Source organism: Streptococcus sp. M334 (genome assembly GCF_000187745.1).
GTDB lineage: Bacteria > Bacillota > Bacilli > Lactobacillales > Streptococcaceae > Streptococcus.
The window spans coordinates 14,557-28,601 of sequence record NZ_GL732496.1 but is presented as its reverse complement, the minus strand read 5'-3'; the positions used below and the strand labels follow the sequence as shown (position 1 = coordinate 28,601).

General features: G+C 36.8%; 19 protein-coding genes and 2 pseudogenes. 2 read left to right on the top strand and 19 right to left on the bottom strand.

The genetic code is table 11. The features are described 5' to 3' along the window. Positions 1–32: 32 nt before the first annotated feature. Positions 33–284 carry a hypothetical protein gene (locus HMPREF0851_RS14950; protein WP_000588739.1) on the bottom strand — a complete coding sequence of 84 codons (252 nt, stop codon included), beginning with the start codon at positions 282–284 and terminating at the stop codon, positions 33–35. 347 nt (positions 285–631) lie between these two features. Between HMPREF0851_RS14950 and HMPREF0851_RS14940 the strand changes: the two genes are divergently transcribed. After that, the gene (locus tag HMPREF0851_RS14940; protein ID WP_000423303.1) at positions 632–1,048 is read left to right on the top strand and encodes a hypothetical protein; all 417 of its coding nucleotides are present in this window, start codon (positions 632–634) and stop codon (positions 1,046–1,048) included. A 117-nt stretch (positions 1,049–1,165) separates the two neighbouring features. On the opposite strand, the gene HMPREF0851_RS14935 is transcribed toward HMPREF0851_RS14940, so the two are convergent. The 9 genes and pseudogenes from HMPREF0851_RS14935 to HMPREF0851_RS14900 form a co-directional block, all read right to left on the bottom strand. Beyond that, complete coding sequence (locus HMPREF0851_RS14935) at positions 1,166–1,456, bottom strand: hypothetical protein (protein ID WP_000403018.1); 291 nt, start codon at positions 1,454–1,456, stop codon at positions 1,166–1,168. Positions 1,457–1,466: 10 nt separating this feature from the next. After that, positions 1,467–1,802, bottom strand: coding sequence for a type II toxin-antitoxin system PemK/MazF family toxin (locus HMPREF0851_RS14930; protein WP_000515961.1), 336 nt, complete (start codon positions 1,800–1,802; stop codon positions 1,467–1,469). A 22-nt stretch (positions 1,803–1,824) separates the two neighbouring features. Further along, positions 1,825–2,109 (bottom strand): type II toxin-antitoxin system RelB/DinJ family antitoxin, encoded by a 285-nt coding sequence (locus tag HMPREF0851_RS14925; RefSeq protein WP_000077980.1) that lies wholly within the window; start codon positions 2,107–2,109, stop codon positions 1,825–1,827. A 642-nt stretch (positions 2,110–2,751) separates the two neighbouring features. Further along, positions 2,752–3,297, bottom strand: coding sequence for a hypothetical protein (locus HMPREF0851_RS14920; protein ID WP_000720928.1), 546 nt, complete (start codon positions 3,295–3,297; stop codon positions 2,752–2,754). A gap of 8 nt (positions 3,298–3,305) precedes the next feature. After that, positions 3,306–3,758, bottom strand: coding sequence for a hypothetical protein (locus HMPREF0851_RS14915; protein WP_000536731.1), 453 nt, complete (start codon positions 3,756–3,758; stop codon positions 3,306–3,308). A gap of 294 nt (positions 3,759–4,052) precedes the next feature. Further along, positions 4,053–5,243 carry an acetate kinase gene (locus tag HMPREF0851_RS14910; protein WP_000167776.1) on the bottom strand — a complete coding sequence of 397 codons (1,191 nt, stop codon included), beginning with the start codon at positions 5,241–5,243 and terminating at the stop codon, positions 4,053–4,055. Positions 5,244–5,293: 50 nt separating this feature from the next. Then, positions 5,294–6,247: a class I SAM-dependent methyltransferase gene (locus HMPREF0851_RS14905; protein WP_000345097.1), complete on the bottom strand. Its 954-nt coding sequence runs from the start codon at positions 6,245–6,247 to the stop codon at positions 5,294–5,296. A gap of 60 nt (positions 6,248–6,307) precedes the next feature. After that, complete coding sequence (locus tag HMPREF0851_RS0104530) at positions 6,308–6,895, bottom strand: class I SAM-dependent methyltransferase (protein ID WP_000679793.1); 588 nt, start codon at positions 6,893–6,895, stop codon at positions 6,308–6,310. A 32-nt stretch (positions 6,896–6,927) separates the two neighbouring features. Next, positions 6,928–7,167 (bottom strand): annotated as a pseudogene (locus HMPREF0851_RS14900) (type IV pilus minor pilin ComGF family protein); the annotation flags it as partial. Positions 7,168–7,485: 318 nt separating this feature from the next. On the opposite strand from HMPREF0851_RS14900, the gene HMPREF0851_RS14895 reads away from it, so the two are divergent. After that, positions 7,486–8,073 carry a hypothetical protein gene (locus HMPREF0851_RS14895; protein ID WP_001041325.1) on the top strand — a complete coding sequence of 196 codons (588 nt, stop codon included), beginning with the start codon at positions 7,486–7,488 and terminating at the stop codon, positions 8,071–8,073. A gap of 371 nt (positions 8,074–8,444) precedes the next feature. Here the strand turns inward: HMPREF0851_RS14895 and HMPREF0851_RS15395 are convergent, their stop codons facing one another. The 9 genes and pseudogenes from HMPREF0851_RS15395 to HMPREF0851_RS14855 all read right to left on the bottom strand — a co-directional run bounded on the left by HMPREF0851_RS15395 (position 8,445) and on the right by HMPREF0851_RS14855 (position 13,988). Then, positions 8,445–9,944: a replication initiation protein gene (locus HMPREF0851_RS15395; protein WP_000127526.1), complete on the bottom strand. Its 1,500-nt coding sequence runs from the start codon at positions 9,942–9,944 to the stop codon at positions 8,445–8,447. A gap of 92 nt (positions 9,945–10,036) precedes the next feature. Then, positions 10,037–10,249: pseudogene (gene comGG / locus HMPREF0851_RS15390) on the bottom strand (competence type IV pilus minor pilin ComGG); the annotation flags it as partial. Then, on the bottom strand, positions 10,227–10,688 hold the full coding sequence (comGF, locus tag HMPREF0851_RS14885) for a competence type IV pilus minor pilin ComGF (RefSeq protein WP_000250514.1): 462 nt from the start codon (positions 10,686–10,688) through the stop codon (positions 10,227–10,229). The pseudogene comGG and the gene comGF, both read right to left, overlap by 23 nt. Further along, positions 10,651–10,953: a competence type IV pilus minor pilin ComGE gene (gene comGE, locus HMPREF0851_RS14880; protein WP_000413380.1), complete on the bottom strand. Its 303-nt coding sequence runs from the start codon at positions 10,951–10,953 to the stop codon at positions 10,651–10,653. Before comGE ends, comGF begins: the two co-directional genes overlap by 38 nt. Beyond that, entirely contained in the window at positions 10,916–11,320 is a 405-nt protein-coding gene (gene comGD / locus HMPREF0851_RS14875; protein ID WP_000588033.1) for a competence type IV pilus minor pilin ComGD, read from the bottom strand. Before comGD ends, comGE begins: the two co-directional genes overlap by 38 nt. Continuing rightward, positions 11,313–11,639, bottom strand: coding sequence for a competence type IV pilus major pilin ComGC (comGC, locus tag HMPREF0851_RS14870; protein ID WP_000738645.1), 327 nt, complete (start codon positions 11,637–11,639; stop codon positions 11,313–11,315). Before comGC ends, comGD begins: the two co-directional genes overlap by 8 nt. A 1-nt stretch (position 11,640) precedes the next feature. Further along, the gene (comGB, locus tag HMPREF0851_RS14865; protein ID WP_083804111.1) at positions 11,641–12,657 is read right to left on the bottom strand and encodes a competence type IV pilus assembly protein ComGB; all 1,017 of its coding nucleotides are present in this window, start codon (positions 12,655–12,657) and stop codon (positions 11,641–11,643) included. After that, positions 12,605–13,546: a competence type IV pilus ATPase ComGA gene (gene comGA, locus HMPREF0851_RS14860; RefSeq protein WP_000249546.1), complete on the bottom strand. Its 942-nt coding sequence runs from the start codon at positions 13,544–13,546 to the stop codon at positions 12,605–12,607. Before comGA ends, comGB begins: the two co-directional genes overlap by 53 nt. Positions 13,547–13,622: 76 nt before the next feature. Beyond that, positions 13,623–13,988 (bottom strand): DUF1033 family protein, encoded by a 366-nt coding sequence (locus HMPREF0851_RS14855; RefSeq protein WP_000286413.1) that lies wholly within the window; start codon positions 13,986–13,988, stop codon positions 13,623–13,625. Between the last annotated feature and the right edge of the window lie 57 nt (positions 13,989–14,045).

Here is a 14,045-nt window from a genome sequence, read left to right as displayed (position 1 = left end):
GAATCTCAATACCATACTTTAAGAAAGAATACTTAGGCATGCAATAACCCCACGTAGTCCTTCCACGTTTCAAGGTAGTTATCACGATTCAATTCAATTTGTTTTTGTGCAAATCGAATGTCATAATCTGCCAAGTCAAAATCCTCTAAGACTTCACCAGTAAGAATACTAAATGTTCCAATCAATTCTTCATCATCATACATACGCAAAATTGGATTGTTAGGATTTTTGGAAATATCTTCTTTGGTTACTTCCAAATTTGTCACACCAAATTCTTTAATCATGATTCCTTCTCCTTTCACTTTCTTTTATTATATCACTTTTTCCATCTAAATAACACTATACTAATTATTCAATTCCAACAATTCACTTTCAACACGTTTCAAAACTACTTGTACTTCTTCTGTACCACGATAATCCTCAAGAAAAATCATACAAAAACTAGCCGATTTTTTCAATGTTTCTACTGATTACTTACTAGGTCAAATCGATATTCCAAATTCAATTTTAGAAACAGACATCGACACCACTATTGATAATTCAGTCGCTTATGATGGTACACCTATCACAGATAACGATAGAATGATTATCAAAGACTTCCTAAAAGAATACTTTGCAAATAAGAAATAGTATGGAACTAAGAAAAGTCATAGAAGAAATTGAAGCCCTAAACTGCAAGGTTGTCTTGTTAGAGCATTTAGAAACAAAAGGTCGTTATCTTTTTGTAAATAATCAACACTTCATCTTTCTACGTTCTGACACTACAGATATAGAAAAAATCAACATCCTACTACACGAGAAACACCATTTACTGAATGATGATTCCCATAACTCACTTGCTCATATCGATACCTTCTCCCAACGCATCGAAACCAGAGCTGAAAAAGGACGAATACTTGATTTTATGAGTTTAGTGAATAGTGAATATCCAATAGATGAACACTTCAACTACCTTGACTATATCAAAAACACAGGTATACCAAGCACTTACGAAGTGTACGTGCAAGAAATAGCCACCAAATTTTTCAAAGAAAACAAAAAAAAATAACATTATCTAAGATAGTGTTATTTTTCTATTTCCGAACAAATTTTAAATACCTGGTTGAGAATTTAGGCTTAAAAGCCGAATTTTATATCATATACTGGTTATTTTAGCTTCGGTTTTTTATTCTAAAATCACAGTTCCCCAAAATTCATCATTACAGTCTACATACAACCTATTATCTGTTTCATCTAAAGAGAAAAAACCACCTTTCCCTTTTTTACGAAACATAAATTTAACAAAGTAGACTTCTAAATCCGCCTCATATTCTTTGTTAATTTCCAAATACTCATTAAAATCCAACCTATCCAACTGATCAGAATACTCTTTCAAAAAGTCCTTCACAAAATAATTAAACTTTGAAACCATGCTTTTTGGAAGTCTATCCTGATAAATTATTTCTTTAATTTCCATATTCTATCTCCTAATCAACATTAGATAAAAAATCTTTCAAACGAACTATATCTCTATCTGTCAAATTCCCTATAATTTGAATTTTGATTTTCTTCCTATCTAGTTCATATGCTTGAACAGTATCAATCCAAGAAGGTTTTTCTAAACCTGCTCTAAACCAATCAATAATTTCAAAATACTTTGACTTAATTCTATCTGATTTATTTTCATATTTTGTAGTCAAGCGATAAGTTTTAATAACTTCATCATTAAACTCAATTACCATCGCAGGACGTGACTTTGAACCAGTTCCATCAGCATACTCAATTCTTGCAATTAATATTGAATATTCTTCTATTTTTCCCATTCTTCCTCCTAATATATAATCATTATTCATCGAAGAATTGATCAATATCTTCTTGTTTACTAAAATCAAGTTTAACCAGTTTTGACTTTTCTTTTACTAATCTTTGAATATCTTTTTTTGCCTGTTCCACTTCTTCTTTTGTATACTCTCTTTCATACAGATCAAGCTTAAAAGGAATACTTTTAGTCAAAACACTTTGTTTCAAAAACAACTTTACAGCAGTTGTCATATCCAAACCCAACTCATTAAAAATTGCAGTCGCTTCTTTTTTCAATTCATCATCTACTCTTACAGCAATTTGTGACATAGCATTTCTCCTTTTTTATCTTGTATATCTATTATATCACTTTCAGACAGACTATTAAACCTTTTATATCTATAAATACAAAATAAAATAGACCAGTTTCCTGATCTACTTTATTCTATATTCATTGACTAAAAATATACATTACTTGGTTAGTTTTTGGTTAGTTTCTTAAAAAATACAATTTCTTAATTCTTCAATCCTTTTAAAATCAAAAAATCTAACTCCCTCTTTAAATTACTACTACAGTAGATTGAAATAAGATGTGAACAAATCAATTAGGAAAGTTAAATGAATTTCTAAAAATATTTTAGTAGCTGTAGTGTACTATTTTGGTTTCAATCCAATATATTATACCATATTTTCAAAAAAGCCAATCATAGCAAGGTTTTGGACAGTTCTACCAATATTCTCTTTTTTATTTTTTAATCCTTTTCGTCGTGCTTTCATTCTCTTTCTTATTGTCACAATGTCTGCTGTTCCCGTAACAGTCTATACTTAAAACTTTAAAAATTTGAAGCCATTTCCCCTGTAAACACTAAAAACGATAAAGTGGTTAGAAATTTATTTTCCAACCACTTTATCACATTCATTAAAGACAGAACTATCATTTTAACATTCTTAATTACAAGTATTTAAGCATAACTAACCCCAAATAGCACATTTTCCAGCAGAGATTCCTAATTGTGCAACGATTCCTGCAACGTTGCTCTTCATGCCAAATTTAGCAAGTTTCATTGCTATATATGAAGCAGCTTTGCCCCACATTTGACCTTGAATATAACTGATAATGTCCCCTCTCATTAAATCAACAAGTTCCATACCTGGAATCATACCAATCAACTCATCACGCATACATGAAACAAAATCTCTATCTTGTAAAGAGGCTTGCAAGTTTTGAACCAAATTAGGCTCTGTATAAATACGTTCAATGCCCATTGCAATATACGGTGCTAAAGTGCCATAGCGTTCTGTCAATAATTCTTTATTAACATAAAGAACGCCATTCTCATAACTCGTCGCTTCTGAAAACAAGAATTTCAAATCCTTCTCTACTTCGGCAACATCAATATACTCTACAGTTGTATTTGGAACCTTTGTTTCATTAGCGTATGCAATCCCTATAAAACTCGGTACCATAATAAGCAAAGTCGTAGCAATAACAATACATTTTGTAATTATCTTTTTCATGTCATTCACTATTTCTGAAAGAAATCGTGTTGTGCTAAATAGTCATAATGTTGTTTGTTAAATTGATACTGTCCTAAATGTTGACTGATATTACCTACATCTACTGAAAAGATGTACTGTTCACTTTGATAGTGCCATTTAATTCTGACTGTGTTCAAGACTGTGTTATAACTAAAATCTTCAACTTGACTCCAGGACATTTCAATGACTTGATTAGGACGATTTTCAGTTACATCACTAATGTCCATCAAGTAAATCCCCTTAGATGTGAATGACATAATCTTTGGCTTCACACTCGACTGAACATAGTAAGCTCCTCCTATAATGAAAAAATCAATAAAGGATTTCAGCCATGTCTTTTTCTTAAAAGCCATCAGAAAATTCCTTTGTCCCTCGATATGACAAGTTGAAAGAAATGATTCAATCTGTTTTTCTGTTGCAAATTCCATAATAGTACCCATGATGTTACCTCCATAACTATAAACCAAGAACGATACAACAGCTCTTATAACTTATTACATTACTATTATAGCATAAATTGTAAGCGGATACAAGTGAAAATTGACATAATATAAAATATTAATCGATAACACCTGTCATTCTAAGCGAAAATTAGAAATAAGTTATCTTTTATCACTTTTAACTCTTCTCAAAAGCAGCAACAGCTATCCTTTCAAAGCTAGTTAAGTTTAAAAAAAGAAGCTGGAAAAATCACTTTCCCAACTCCTTGTACGGAATATTTTTTCTAGTTTTACTTATTTTTTCAAGCGCTCAACATCACGGGCAATGACCAATTCCTCATCTGTTGGAATAACCAAAACACGGATCTTCGCTGCCTCTGTTGAGATGTCTCCTGTCACGCCAAAGACGTTCTTTTCATCATCAACATCACATCCAAACCAAGAAATTCCTGAGATAACATCCTTACGTACAACAGCTGCATTTTCTCCGATACCTGCAGTAAAGATAATAGCATCTGCTCCATTTAAGACTGCAAGGTATTGACCGATATGTTTTTGGATACGATCAACATACATCTCATAAGCCAAAGCAGCATCATGATTTCCGTCTTCCTTAGCGGCAATCACATCACGCATATCGCTAGATTTGCCTGAAACACCCATAAGTCCTGATTCACGATTAAGGACGCGACTAATATCTTCAGGCGTGTTAAAGTCCTCTGTATATTGCATTAAGTAAGGAATGATAGCTGGGTCAATATCTCCTGTACGTGTTCCCATCATCACACCACCGAGTGGAGTAAAGCCCATGGAAGTATCGACAGATTGACCACCCTTAACAGCTGTAATAGAAGCACCATTACCGATGTGGCAAGTAATCAATTTCAAGTCTTCTAATGGACGTCCCAAGAGTTTTGCAGCTTCTCCTGCTACAAACTGGTGGCTTGTACCGTGGGCACCATATTTACGAACCTTGTTTTCTGTGTAATATTTTGTTGGTAGAGGGTAGCGATAAGCTTTCTCTGGCATAGTTGTGTGGAATGAAGTATCAAAAACAACTACACTGGTAATGTCTGGCAACAATTCCTTGAAGGCACGAACACCTGCCGCATTGGCTGGATTGTGAAGAGGAGCCAACAAGCTCAACTCTTCAACTTTTTCTAAAACATCTCCCTCAACAACTGTTGATTCTTTGAAATATTCTCCACCAGCCACAACACGGTGTCCAACACCAGTAATCTCGTCATAAGCCTTGATAATATCGAAACGAATCAAGTCATCCAATAAAATTTTAACGGCTTGTGTGTGATTTTCGATATCCAAAATTTGTTGTTCAGAGCGGCCGTCAAATTTTACAGTTGAAATTGAATCTTTCAAACCGATACGTTCAATCAAACCTTTGGCTAACACTTTTTCTTCTGGCATTAAGTATAATTGCCATTTCAAACTTGAACTTCCTGCATTGATTGCAATTGTTTTTGTCATAACATGATACCCCTTTTTAAGCGTTTTCATCTATTATAACAAAATCTATTTTATATTTCAGTACCTTGAGTCCATTTTTGAAAATTTTCTTTAAATTTCATTAAAACACTTGCATCTTGTAAGCTAGCAAGTGGATAAACAAAGGGTTCTACTGTTATGTCAGTTTTCTTTTGTAAGATAAAAATAGTCTTAGATTGGTTAGCACTGGCAAACAGATTTTCAGGCAAACTAATCATGGCAGTCAGACTTGCCTCCTCTTTCAACCACCCTTTCAACAAATCACTTTGAGGGCTGGTCAACAAATCACTCGGAGCGAGAAAAATAGCGTATCCATCTGACTTGAGGTACTTAAGTCCTTGTTCCATGAGCAAGTGATGGGCGTAAGTATGTTCTTGACTAGAAGCAACTTGATGGCGCGACGCAACGGCATCATCAGGATAATAGCCGACAGGCAAGTCGCTGATGACCACATCGCTTTCTTTGAGCATTTGTGGACGAACGGCATCTCCTTGGACAAAGCCAGCCTGCAAACCAATCACATCTGCCATACTAGCCGCCAAATCAATCAGCAAATCATCCACTTCCATTCCCAAGTAATCCACTTTTTTAGCAAGCGAGGTCAAGAAAGTAGCTCCCAGAATTCCCATGCCAGAACCCATTTCGAGGATAGTGATTTCCTCCTCTTTAAACAGCTCTTCCACAATAAACACAAAAAGCAAAGCAATAGCATCTGGCGTAAACTGGTGATTGGCCTGCAAGGGTTCTGTTTGCCCAGCCTTCATCAAGAGAAACTGGTAAGTCTTGAGCCATTCTTCTTTTCGAAGTGCTAAACGCTTAAGGGCTTGATTGTTCTCTTTAATCTGCTCTAGCTCAGTCTCACCATCCAGATAGATGCTGTTTTGCTCCACCAAGGCGTCATAAAAGTTGGTCGCCAAATCACTTTGGATGACTTGGACATTCTCTAGTAAATAGGTATAAGCTTGTTCAATTTTTTCAAAATCCATATTCCTATCTTATCAAATTTCCCTCCTTTTTTCCATCCTTATAGAAAAATCACTCCCTGACTAGGCGAGTGATTTTTGGACTACTGTTAAAAAGAGTTCTGAGTAATTTCCTTGAAACAAGTCTTCAGCGCTATAGAGGATCTGACTATGCACAGATGAAAAACCGTGCTCAATTAGCTGTTTTTCCAGTTCAGTCAATTCAAAGCCGTGATGGTTAGCTTCCGCCTTGGTAAAATCAGCAATGAGGAGTTGTCCATCTTCCTTCAAATGTTGATGAAACAGTGAGAGAGCCACATCCAAATCAGGCATATGATGAAGAACACGACAAACAACAATGAGATCAAACTCTTTCTCCAAGGGTTTTTCCAGTAAATCTTGCTCCAAAAACTGGATATTCTTGATGTCTTGCTGCTCCGCTTTTAAGCGAGCTTGCTCCAGCATTTTCTCCGAAATATCCACCAATGTTACAGACTTGGCCTGCTTGGCTAGGGGCAAGGTTAACAGACCCGTCCCTCCACCGAAATCCAAAATTTCTTTGTCTGATAGAAGATTAATCTGTTTCTCGACTGCTTGACAAACCAAGTTTACAAGGAAGATATTTTTAGGGGAATCAAAAGTTTCTGCTTTGTGGTTAAAATCATGTTTCATATTTTTAGTTTAGCACAAAGTAGCTTGATTGGCTAGGAATTCTCTTTCTTTTCAGGCTTCTCTTCTGATTTTTTCTTCTCCACTTTTTCGCTTGAATCGGTCGCTACCTCTTCCTTTTTATCTCTTTTCTTTTCTTTGATTTTGATTGAAGGAAAGATGAACTCATATTGGCTCTTAGGCGTACGAATCCTTGTCACCAAGCTTGTTTTCTTATTTTGATAACTCACCTGACCCAGATTAAAGGTCTGTTCCCCACTTCCTTTCTCAACCTTTTATTAAGTCCGAAAAACTCCAATTTTTCGGAAAGATGTATTCCTTTAGGAAAGTATCTGAAAAATTCCCAAAAGCCTTGGCGCTCTAGGCGTTTCAAGTGATAGATACATCACAAAAGTATCTGAAAAAGCTCCAGGATCATCATCTCAGCACCGAAAATGCGTGATTTTTGTATGATTAAAACATTTTTCGCCCTTTTTTCTTTACAACAATAATATGATATGATATAATGTAAGCGTATACAGAAGAGGCCGATTCAGTAAAGAAATTATCATGTAGTTTTCAATTTTAATTTGTTTATAGAAAGGAGAATTCTTATGAATAAACAAATAAAAACTTCAGCCCTTTTAGGGGTATGTATTGTTTCTTTAGGGGTTATTGCTCCTGTTTTAGGAGCGAATCCAGTTGTTGCTGATTCCGTCACAGAGACAACAGTGCAAGGAAATCTTAATAAGATTGATGTTGTTGAAACTCTCTCTGATAATGGCTATCTAGACGTGGATCCTGATGCTAAAAAAGTTACCATTACTGAAAAATATAAGCAGGAGGTATTAGCTAACACTGACACTGACTTATATAATGTTATTTTTACCGAAAACTCAATTACAATAGCTCCTAAATATTCTTTCAGAGACTTCTCAGGATATACTAAAATCGTTTATACTTGGAAAGGATATGATATTTATTTAGATAGCACTACTGCCAATAGAATAGCTGCTGGACTTGGTGGAGGAGCTGCTCTTGCTGCTTTAATTCCTGAACCAGGCGCATCCAAAATTGTAGCTGCTGCTTTAGGGACTGTTGCCGCTGTAATTGCTTATAATAATGCTGCTGGACGAGGGGTTATCATTGCTTTTGTAGGACTGTTTCCAAATGCAACTCCACACTGGATAACTTCTCAATGATACATACACTTAAATTGGTGTTGTTTATTACCTTTCTTGTAATAAGCTTGTTACCTGATAAAATTTTTGGAAAAAATAAAAAAATTTGGAAAATAGTTCTTGCAATATTGATGGCGGCGACAGCAATATCATTTATGTACTAAGTTATTTTAAGAATGTAGGGAAATAAACCCTACATTCTTTTTAGTTTTATCTGGTATCTTTATAAAGATTTATCCCGTAAGCTAACGTCCACAGATGAGCTATAACCATACTATAAAGCACATCTGTTTTATATAGACTAATGAAGAGTAACGCTATAAAACTAGTAAAGATTGCAGTTCCTGCTATCTTGAAAAACATTGTTTTGTTCATTCAGATTCCTCTTCTGTTTAAAGTTTGTTCACACGTTCTTGAAGCGATTTAGATTGGCTTTCTAACATAGCTTGCTTTTCGAGTTCTTCAGCAAGTTCTGCTTTCCCTTCAGGTGTTTTATAAATCTTTAGAATTTTTTGAGTTTCAATCAGTTTTTCAATATATTCTGGGCTTGCTTCGTTCACATAGTCAGGATTGCTCCACTTTGGCACGTTAGATTTGCTTTCTTTTGATTTTGTTTTAGCAGTGCTTGGCGCTTTTTCTGGAATATCGTTATAGTTTACTTTATAAAATTCTTCTGCTTCTTTCAAAGTCTTAACGCCATTGTCTGCCCATTCTCGTAACGTAGTAACGATAAAACCAAAAGTCTTGCCGTTCTCCCAAACCTTGATATTATCAGCTAGTTCAAGCATTCCTGAAGCTTCTGCAGGTTCGAAAGATTGAGTAATTTCCATGATTAAAGCACGATTTTTCTTGCTTAGTTTGTTGTGCTTTTTAAAGTAGTCAGCCAAAGGTGTTTCTTCTTCTGATTCATTATTGTTGGTTTCAAGAAAATCAATAAGTTCAGCAGGTTTAGTATTTTGTGATAAAACAACCTTTTTCTCAGCTTCTTTAATTTGCTTGGTTTCGATAGCCTTTTGTAGCTTCTTGTCATTCTCTTTCAAGTCATCTTCATAAGCTTTTTTATATGCTAGTGCTTCTTCAATTAGTTTAGAAGCATTGTAGCAAGTCATTTTGCTAACTTCTCTCAACAAATCAAGTAACTCTACATTTTTAGATCCAAGCAGAGTGATTTCAGCAATCAATTCATTAGCTATTGCAATTTGTGCTTCTGTTGCTGGTATGCAGACTTTTTCCCTTGTCCATTTAATTTTTACACCGACAATTTTTCTAGATTGTTTAATAGTTTCGAAAACTGCACCAATTCCTGATTCTTCATTGATTTTTTGAACGCCAGGTGTTAAGTGTTTGCGATTAAGTGCATCAAAACGCTCCATAGACTTTCCTTCAGCTCCAAAAATGCCACGTAACCCCTCCAGATCATAGACTAGCTCACGTTTTCCATTGTTGGTAGCCAAAAGAATTTGCTCATATAACACTTGTCCCCAAAAGCTAAGTTTTGCAAACGTAGATAGGTTGTAAACAATAGGATTGACTTCATTTCTTTTCAATACGTCTAAAATAGGTGTTATCCTTGTACCTCCCCATTTTGTTTTTGTTGTATTGAAAGAAAAGTAGTATTTTCCGTTGTCGTAGCTATAATCAGCAAAAATAAGGAACCCTTTCATTTTTCCGCTATCAGGATTGGTTAAAATCTTTTCGTCATACATTAAAATACTGTTGGTTCCTACAGCCTGAACATCTTTTAAAATTCTTGTTGCATCGCCATTTGAAAACTTCGCTTTTTCCAAAAAACGCTCTACATCATCTTTATAAAAAGTTGCGTCTGCATAATCTTCTTCAACGTTTGCATGTAGCAAAGCCAAAGAAAATAAGACGTTTTGAGTAGCAGTCATTTTTCACCTAAATTGGTAAAAAGTAGGTTTTTATTTTTCACAAGCTGACCGCTATCAATGTTAGAGCGTAGAAAGTCTGTTTTTTGAACTTCTAGTTCAAGTTTTTGTGGGTCTTTTTCTTCCATTTCCTTATCTTTGGTTCGTTTGGCCATGGCAAAAGCGATTAATTTTTCTTTATTTAAAGCATAGTCTCGATGATGGGCGACTTGTCGATTCAAGTAAAATTGTAACAAAAGACTAAAGATGGCTGCTATAGTGATCGCATAGAGGAGAACCCCTGCCTTAACTTTTTTCTTTTTCCACACGATAGATAAACTCTCTTTCTAAGCCTTTTTGAAACTGGAAACGAAAGCGAACCAGTTGATTGTCCTCTGTAATCTGCGCAGATTTGAGTCCATAAACCATAGGCTGATAACCCCGTCCACTGGCATCAGTTTTTCGAAAATCGTCCGATTTTGACTTACCAATAGCGATTTCCTTGCCATCCTGCTTCATATAGAGGCGATTCCCCTCCACTTTTTCGAACTGCGAACGGTCTAATTCTGCCTCCAACTGGTCCACAAACAAGAGCCACTCCTTTTGCTCGCTTTGTTGCTGGTAGCGAACTTCTGAAATGAGGAGCTGACTCATGGCTTGAAAGAGGAGTAAGCTTCCACTGATGACAATAAGAGCAATCAGGGATTCCAACAAGGTAAAAGCCTTGACCTTATGGCTCTTTGATAGCCAACAACTGTTCTGAACCATGGTAGACCTCCAATCCCTTTTCACTAGAAAACACCTGAATCTCAACTCCATTTATGTTTACCTGATTTTGACCTGTCTGCAGGGCCATCTTAGCTACACGCAAGACTTCTTCCTTTTGCAAAATTTTTGCCTCTTCTTGTCTATTTTTCTGAATTTGTCCCAAAAGAAGAGTTGCAATGCTAGCAAAGATAGCTAGAGCAACTACTGCTTCCAGTAAAATCACTGCCCTAATTTTTTGTTTCCTTAATGCGTTTAATTTTTCCATTTCCTAGATATAATTGATAACGAATCATTCCTTTACTAGTCTGAAATTCAACCTTAGCCAGGGACGAATTGCCCCCAGCTCGGTCAAATGTAATACTTTGTCCTGATGGTGCCTGAATCCCTTTGGGGACTGTCAGCTTTTGACTGCCATTGCTAATGGTCTGCTCATCTAAATTCAGACTAGTCTTTTGCTGACTGGCTACACTGCGTTTTTGGGTTTCCCTATAGAGTTCTTCAAACTCCATAAAGAAAATCTGTTCCTCTACCGCCGCAAAAGTGGACTGGACAGAGCTGGATAAGCCCAAGGCTACGATACTCACAAGACCCAAAACCAAGAGACTTTCAAGCATGGTAAAGGCCTTAATCATTGACTTTACGATTTGCTCCTCCGTTTTTAGTATAGTATTCATTATATGCTTTAGCCTGTTCAGGAGTAATTCGCCCATCGTCTTGTAACTTGCTTAGGCTAGCATCTTCATTCTTATCTAAGCTATAAAGTTCTGCCTGGCTTTCCACCACCTTAACAACAGCAGCTTTTCCTTTGTCATTGACTGCTTCTTTTTGCTTGGTCAGATTAGGTACAAAAAGCAAGAGAAGTACGCTGATGATGAGCAAGACCACCAACATCTCCACAAGTGTGAAAGCTTTAACCTTAGCTTTTTTCAAGAATGTCATCATTTTTTTCATGTTAAAAATTTACCTCCATATTTTGATACATGGGCATGAGCATTGCCGCATAAAGTAAAACGATAATCAGAGCCACAAAGATAAAGACCAGTGGCTGCACCAAATTCATGGTGCGGTTAACTCGGGTAAAAAAGGCTTCCCAAGTTTTTTCTGCATAAATTTCCAACTCGCTCCCCAGCTTGGACTTGACTTCCCCATACTCGATGATGAGACTCAACTCCTTCTTAAAGAAAGTATAGGTTCCTATAGTCTGAGAAAATTCCTGACCATTTTGGAGTGCTTGAGCTAAGTCTTGACCGATTTCTTTAAAGAGCTGGGAACCTTGTTCCTGCATGATCTGAAAAATCTGCGTCAGCTCCATTCCCTGCGAAATCATATTCCCCCATTCACGCGCGTAATAGGCCGTCAAATAGGTCTGCACAAAGATTCCAAGAAAGGGAAGGCGTGCTAAGATGGAAAAGACGCGCATCTTAGAACTTCTTTTATAGAAAGTGAGTGCTAAAAGGGCAAGTACGGAAACAAACCCTACCATGCCTAGAAAGATTTGTGGCAGATTGCCGATAATTTGGGTGGCAATATTGCTACTATCCAGTTGAGGTAGTAGGTAGTTACGTAGCCCCAGCATAATTAAGAGAAGAAATCCCAGCAAAATCAGGGGATAGGTCGCCACTTCGATTAGTTTTTTCTTGACCTTGGCAAGATTGTCTAGATACTCTTCTATCTTCCCCAAACTCAGATGGAGATTTCCATGAACTTCAGCTAGGGATAACTGAGTGACAATAGCACTTGAAAAGCCCAAACTGTCCATCATTTCTGAGAATGATTTCCCCTGAGACAAGCCCGTGCGCATCTGGGTCACACACTGCTTGTCCAACAAAGCACTCCTATCTAAAAAGGAGATGGTCTCCACCAGATGAAAACCGCTGGAAAAGAGATTGTTAAACAAGGTGATGATATTTTTTTGCTTAGCTGTAGCTAATTTTTTCCGTTTCAGCCTGAAGACTTGTGATATATCCATCTTTAAGAAGCTGGTCAATCTGTTCATTCCAGCTAGTTGGCTGGTGTTCTTGATAGTCTTTGTTTGCAAAGTCAACGATTCCTCCTCCCCCGATTAATCTCTGGTAGCATACTCCTTGCAGAACGACTGCTAATTCCTCTTCACTCACACCCAACTCCAGCAGGCGCTCATAAACACCTCGAATGCTCTTGGCATGTATGGTTGAAAAGACTGTCGCCCCTGTCAAACTAGCTCTGACTACTGCACGCGCCGTCTCGCTATCCCGAATTTCTCCGATAATCAAGAGGTCAGGCCGATGACGCAAGGAAAGTTTAATCAGATTTTCATAGGTAAGCCCAATCGCCTCATTCAACTGCAACTGGAGCATGTCGTCCTGCTTGATTTCTACAGGATCTTCGATAGACATGACTTGCTGTCCTTTAAAGATGGACTTGGCCAATTCGTGCATTAAGGTTGTCTTACCACTGCCGACTGGACCAGCAAAAAGATAGAGACCCCGTTGCCTGTACTGCTTGCCCAATTCATCAATATCCTGAAACCAAAAATGCAAGTCCTGCTCCTCATCATGCAACAAGCGAATAACTAAACTCTCATGCCCTCGATAGTCGCCTACAGTAGATAAACGTAAGGACGCCATCTTCTGGTCATATTCATAATCACAGGAACCAAGTTGACTACGTCGCTTTTCTCCAACATTCATACCCGCCACAAACTTGAAGTGACTGATGACGGCCACAAACTTTTCAAAATCATAACAACCGATTTTACAGCGCTCATCTCCCACCCTCATATGAAGCTCATAGGCATCTAACTTAGGAACAAAATAAATGTCTTGCGCTCCTTTTTTCCGAGCTGAACGAATGATTTCTTGTGCAATTTCTTGAACCATACTTACCTCCTCACCTATACTATTCGCAAAGATTTGGAAAAAATAAAAAAGCAACTCCAAAAAAGTTACTTTTTCTCTATTTTAATTTCATACGGCAAGAACGGTGCCTTTCCTTACCTGTTTGTTTTTCATAGCCTGGGCGTAGCTTTTCGTCTGGAATAACCTGCTCATCCTGCAAAAGAGCCAGAGAATGGTATTGTTGTAAATACTCATCACATTCATCACACCAGCGTTGGTCTTCTGGATCCCAAAAAATGGTCATCAAGTCACTTCTACTTTTATAAAGAGGAGATTCTTGTTCCAATCTAAACCAGCAAGTTTTGTAGTATTTGAGAGCATCATAATACTGGTCAAATTTTCTACTTGCTACAATATCTTCTTCCCAACCTTCTAAGAACCACCAAGGTTCAAAATCTCCATACATTTCTATAACACGATACATATTCATTCATTCCTTTGTACCGTATATTATAACTAATTCCATTAAACAAGAAAAGAA

Bases quoted from the DNA above. Each gene is read 5' to 3' on its own strand.
- HMPREF0851_RS14950 (WP_000588739.1), bottom strand. From the start codon at position 284: ATGATTAAAGAATTTGGTGTGACAAATTTGGAAGTAACCAAAGAAGAT.
- HMPREF0851_RS14940 (WP_000423303.1), top strand. From the start codon at position 632: ATGGAACTAAGAAAAGTCATAGAAGAAATTGAAGCCCTAAACTGCAAG.
- HMPREF0851_RS14935 (WP_000403018.1), bottom strand. From the start codon at position 1,456: ATGGAAATTAAAGAAATAATTTATCAGGATAGACTTCCAAAAAGCATG.
- HMPREF0851_RS14930 (WP_000515961.1), bottom strand. From the start codon at position 1,802: ATGGGAAAAATAGAAGAATATTCAATATTAATTGCAAGAATTGAGTAT.
- HMPREF0851_RS14925 (WP_000077980.1), bottom strand. From the start codon at position 2,109: ATGTCACAAATTGCTGTAAGAGTAGATGATGAATTGAAAAAAGAAGCG.
- HMPREF0851_RS14920 (WP_000720928.1), bottom strand. From the start codon at position 3,297: ATGAAAAAGATAATTACAAAATGTATTGTTATTGCTACGACTTTGCTT.
- HMPREF0851_RS14915 (WP_000536731.1), bottom strand. From the start codon at position 3,758: ATGGGTACTATTATGGAATTTGCAACAGAAAAACAGATTGAATCATTT.
- HMPREF0851_RS14910 (WP_000167776.1), bottom strand. From the start codon at position 5,243: ATGACAAAAACAATTGCAATCAATGCAGGAAGTTCAAGTTTGAAATGG.
- HMPREF0851_RS14905 (WP_000345097.1), bottom strand. From the start codon at position 6,247: ATGGATTTTGAAAAAATTGAACAAGCTTATACCTATTTACTAGAGAAT.
- HMPREF0851_RS0104530 (WP_000679793.1), bottom strand. From the start codon at position 6,895: ATGAAACATGATTTTAACCACAAAGCAGAAACTTTTGATTCCCCTAAA.
- HMPREF0851_RS14895 (WP_001041325.1), top strand. From the start codon at position 7,486: ATGAATAAACAAATAAAAACTTCAGCCCTTTTAGGGGTATGTATTGTT.
- HMPREF0851_RS15395 (WP_000127526.1), bottom strand. From the start codon at position 9,944: ATGACTGCTACTCAAAACGTCTTATTTTCTTTGGCTTTGCTACATGCA.
- comGF (WP_000250514.1), bottom strand. From the start codon at position 10,688: ATGGTTCAGAACAGTTGTTGGCTATCAAAGAGCCATAAGGTCAAGGCT.
- comGE (WP_000413380.1), bottom strand. From the start codon at position 10,953: ATGGAAAAATTAAACGCATTAAGGAAACAAAAAATTAGGGCAGTGATT.
- comGD (WP_000588033.1), bottom strand. From the start codon at position 11,320: ATGATTAAGGCCTTTACCATGCTTGAAAGTCTCTTGGTTTTGGGTCTT.
- comGC (WP_000738645.1), bottom strand. From the start codon at position 11,639: ATGAAAAAAATGATGACATTCTTGAAAAAAGCTAAGGTTAAAGCTTTC.
- comGB (WP_083804111.1), bottom strand. From the start codon at position 12,657: ATGGATATATCACAAGTCTTCAGGCTGAAACGGAAAAAATTAGCTACA.
- comGA (WP_000249546.1), bottom strand. From the start codon at position 13,546: ATGGTTCAAGAAATTGCACAAGAAATCATTCGTTCAGCTCGGAAAAAA.
- HMPREF0851_RS14855 (WP_000286413.1), bottom strand. From the start codon at position 13,988: ATGTATCGTGTTATAGAAATGTATGGAGATTTTGAACCTTGGTGGTTC.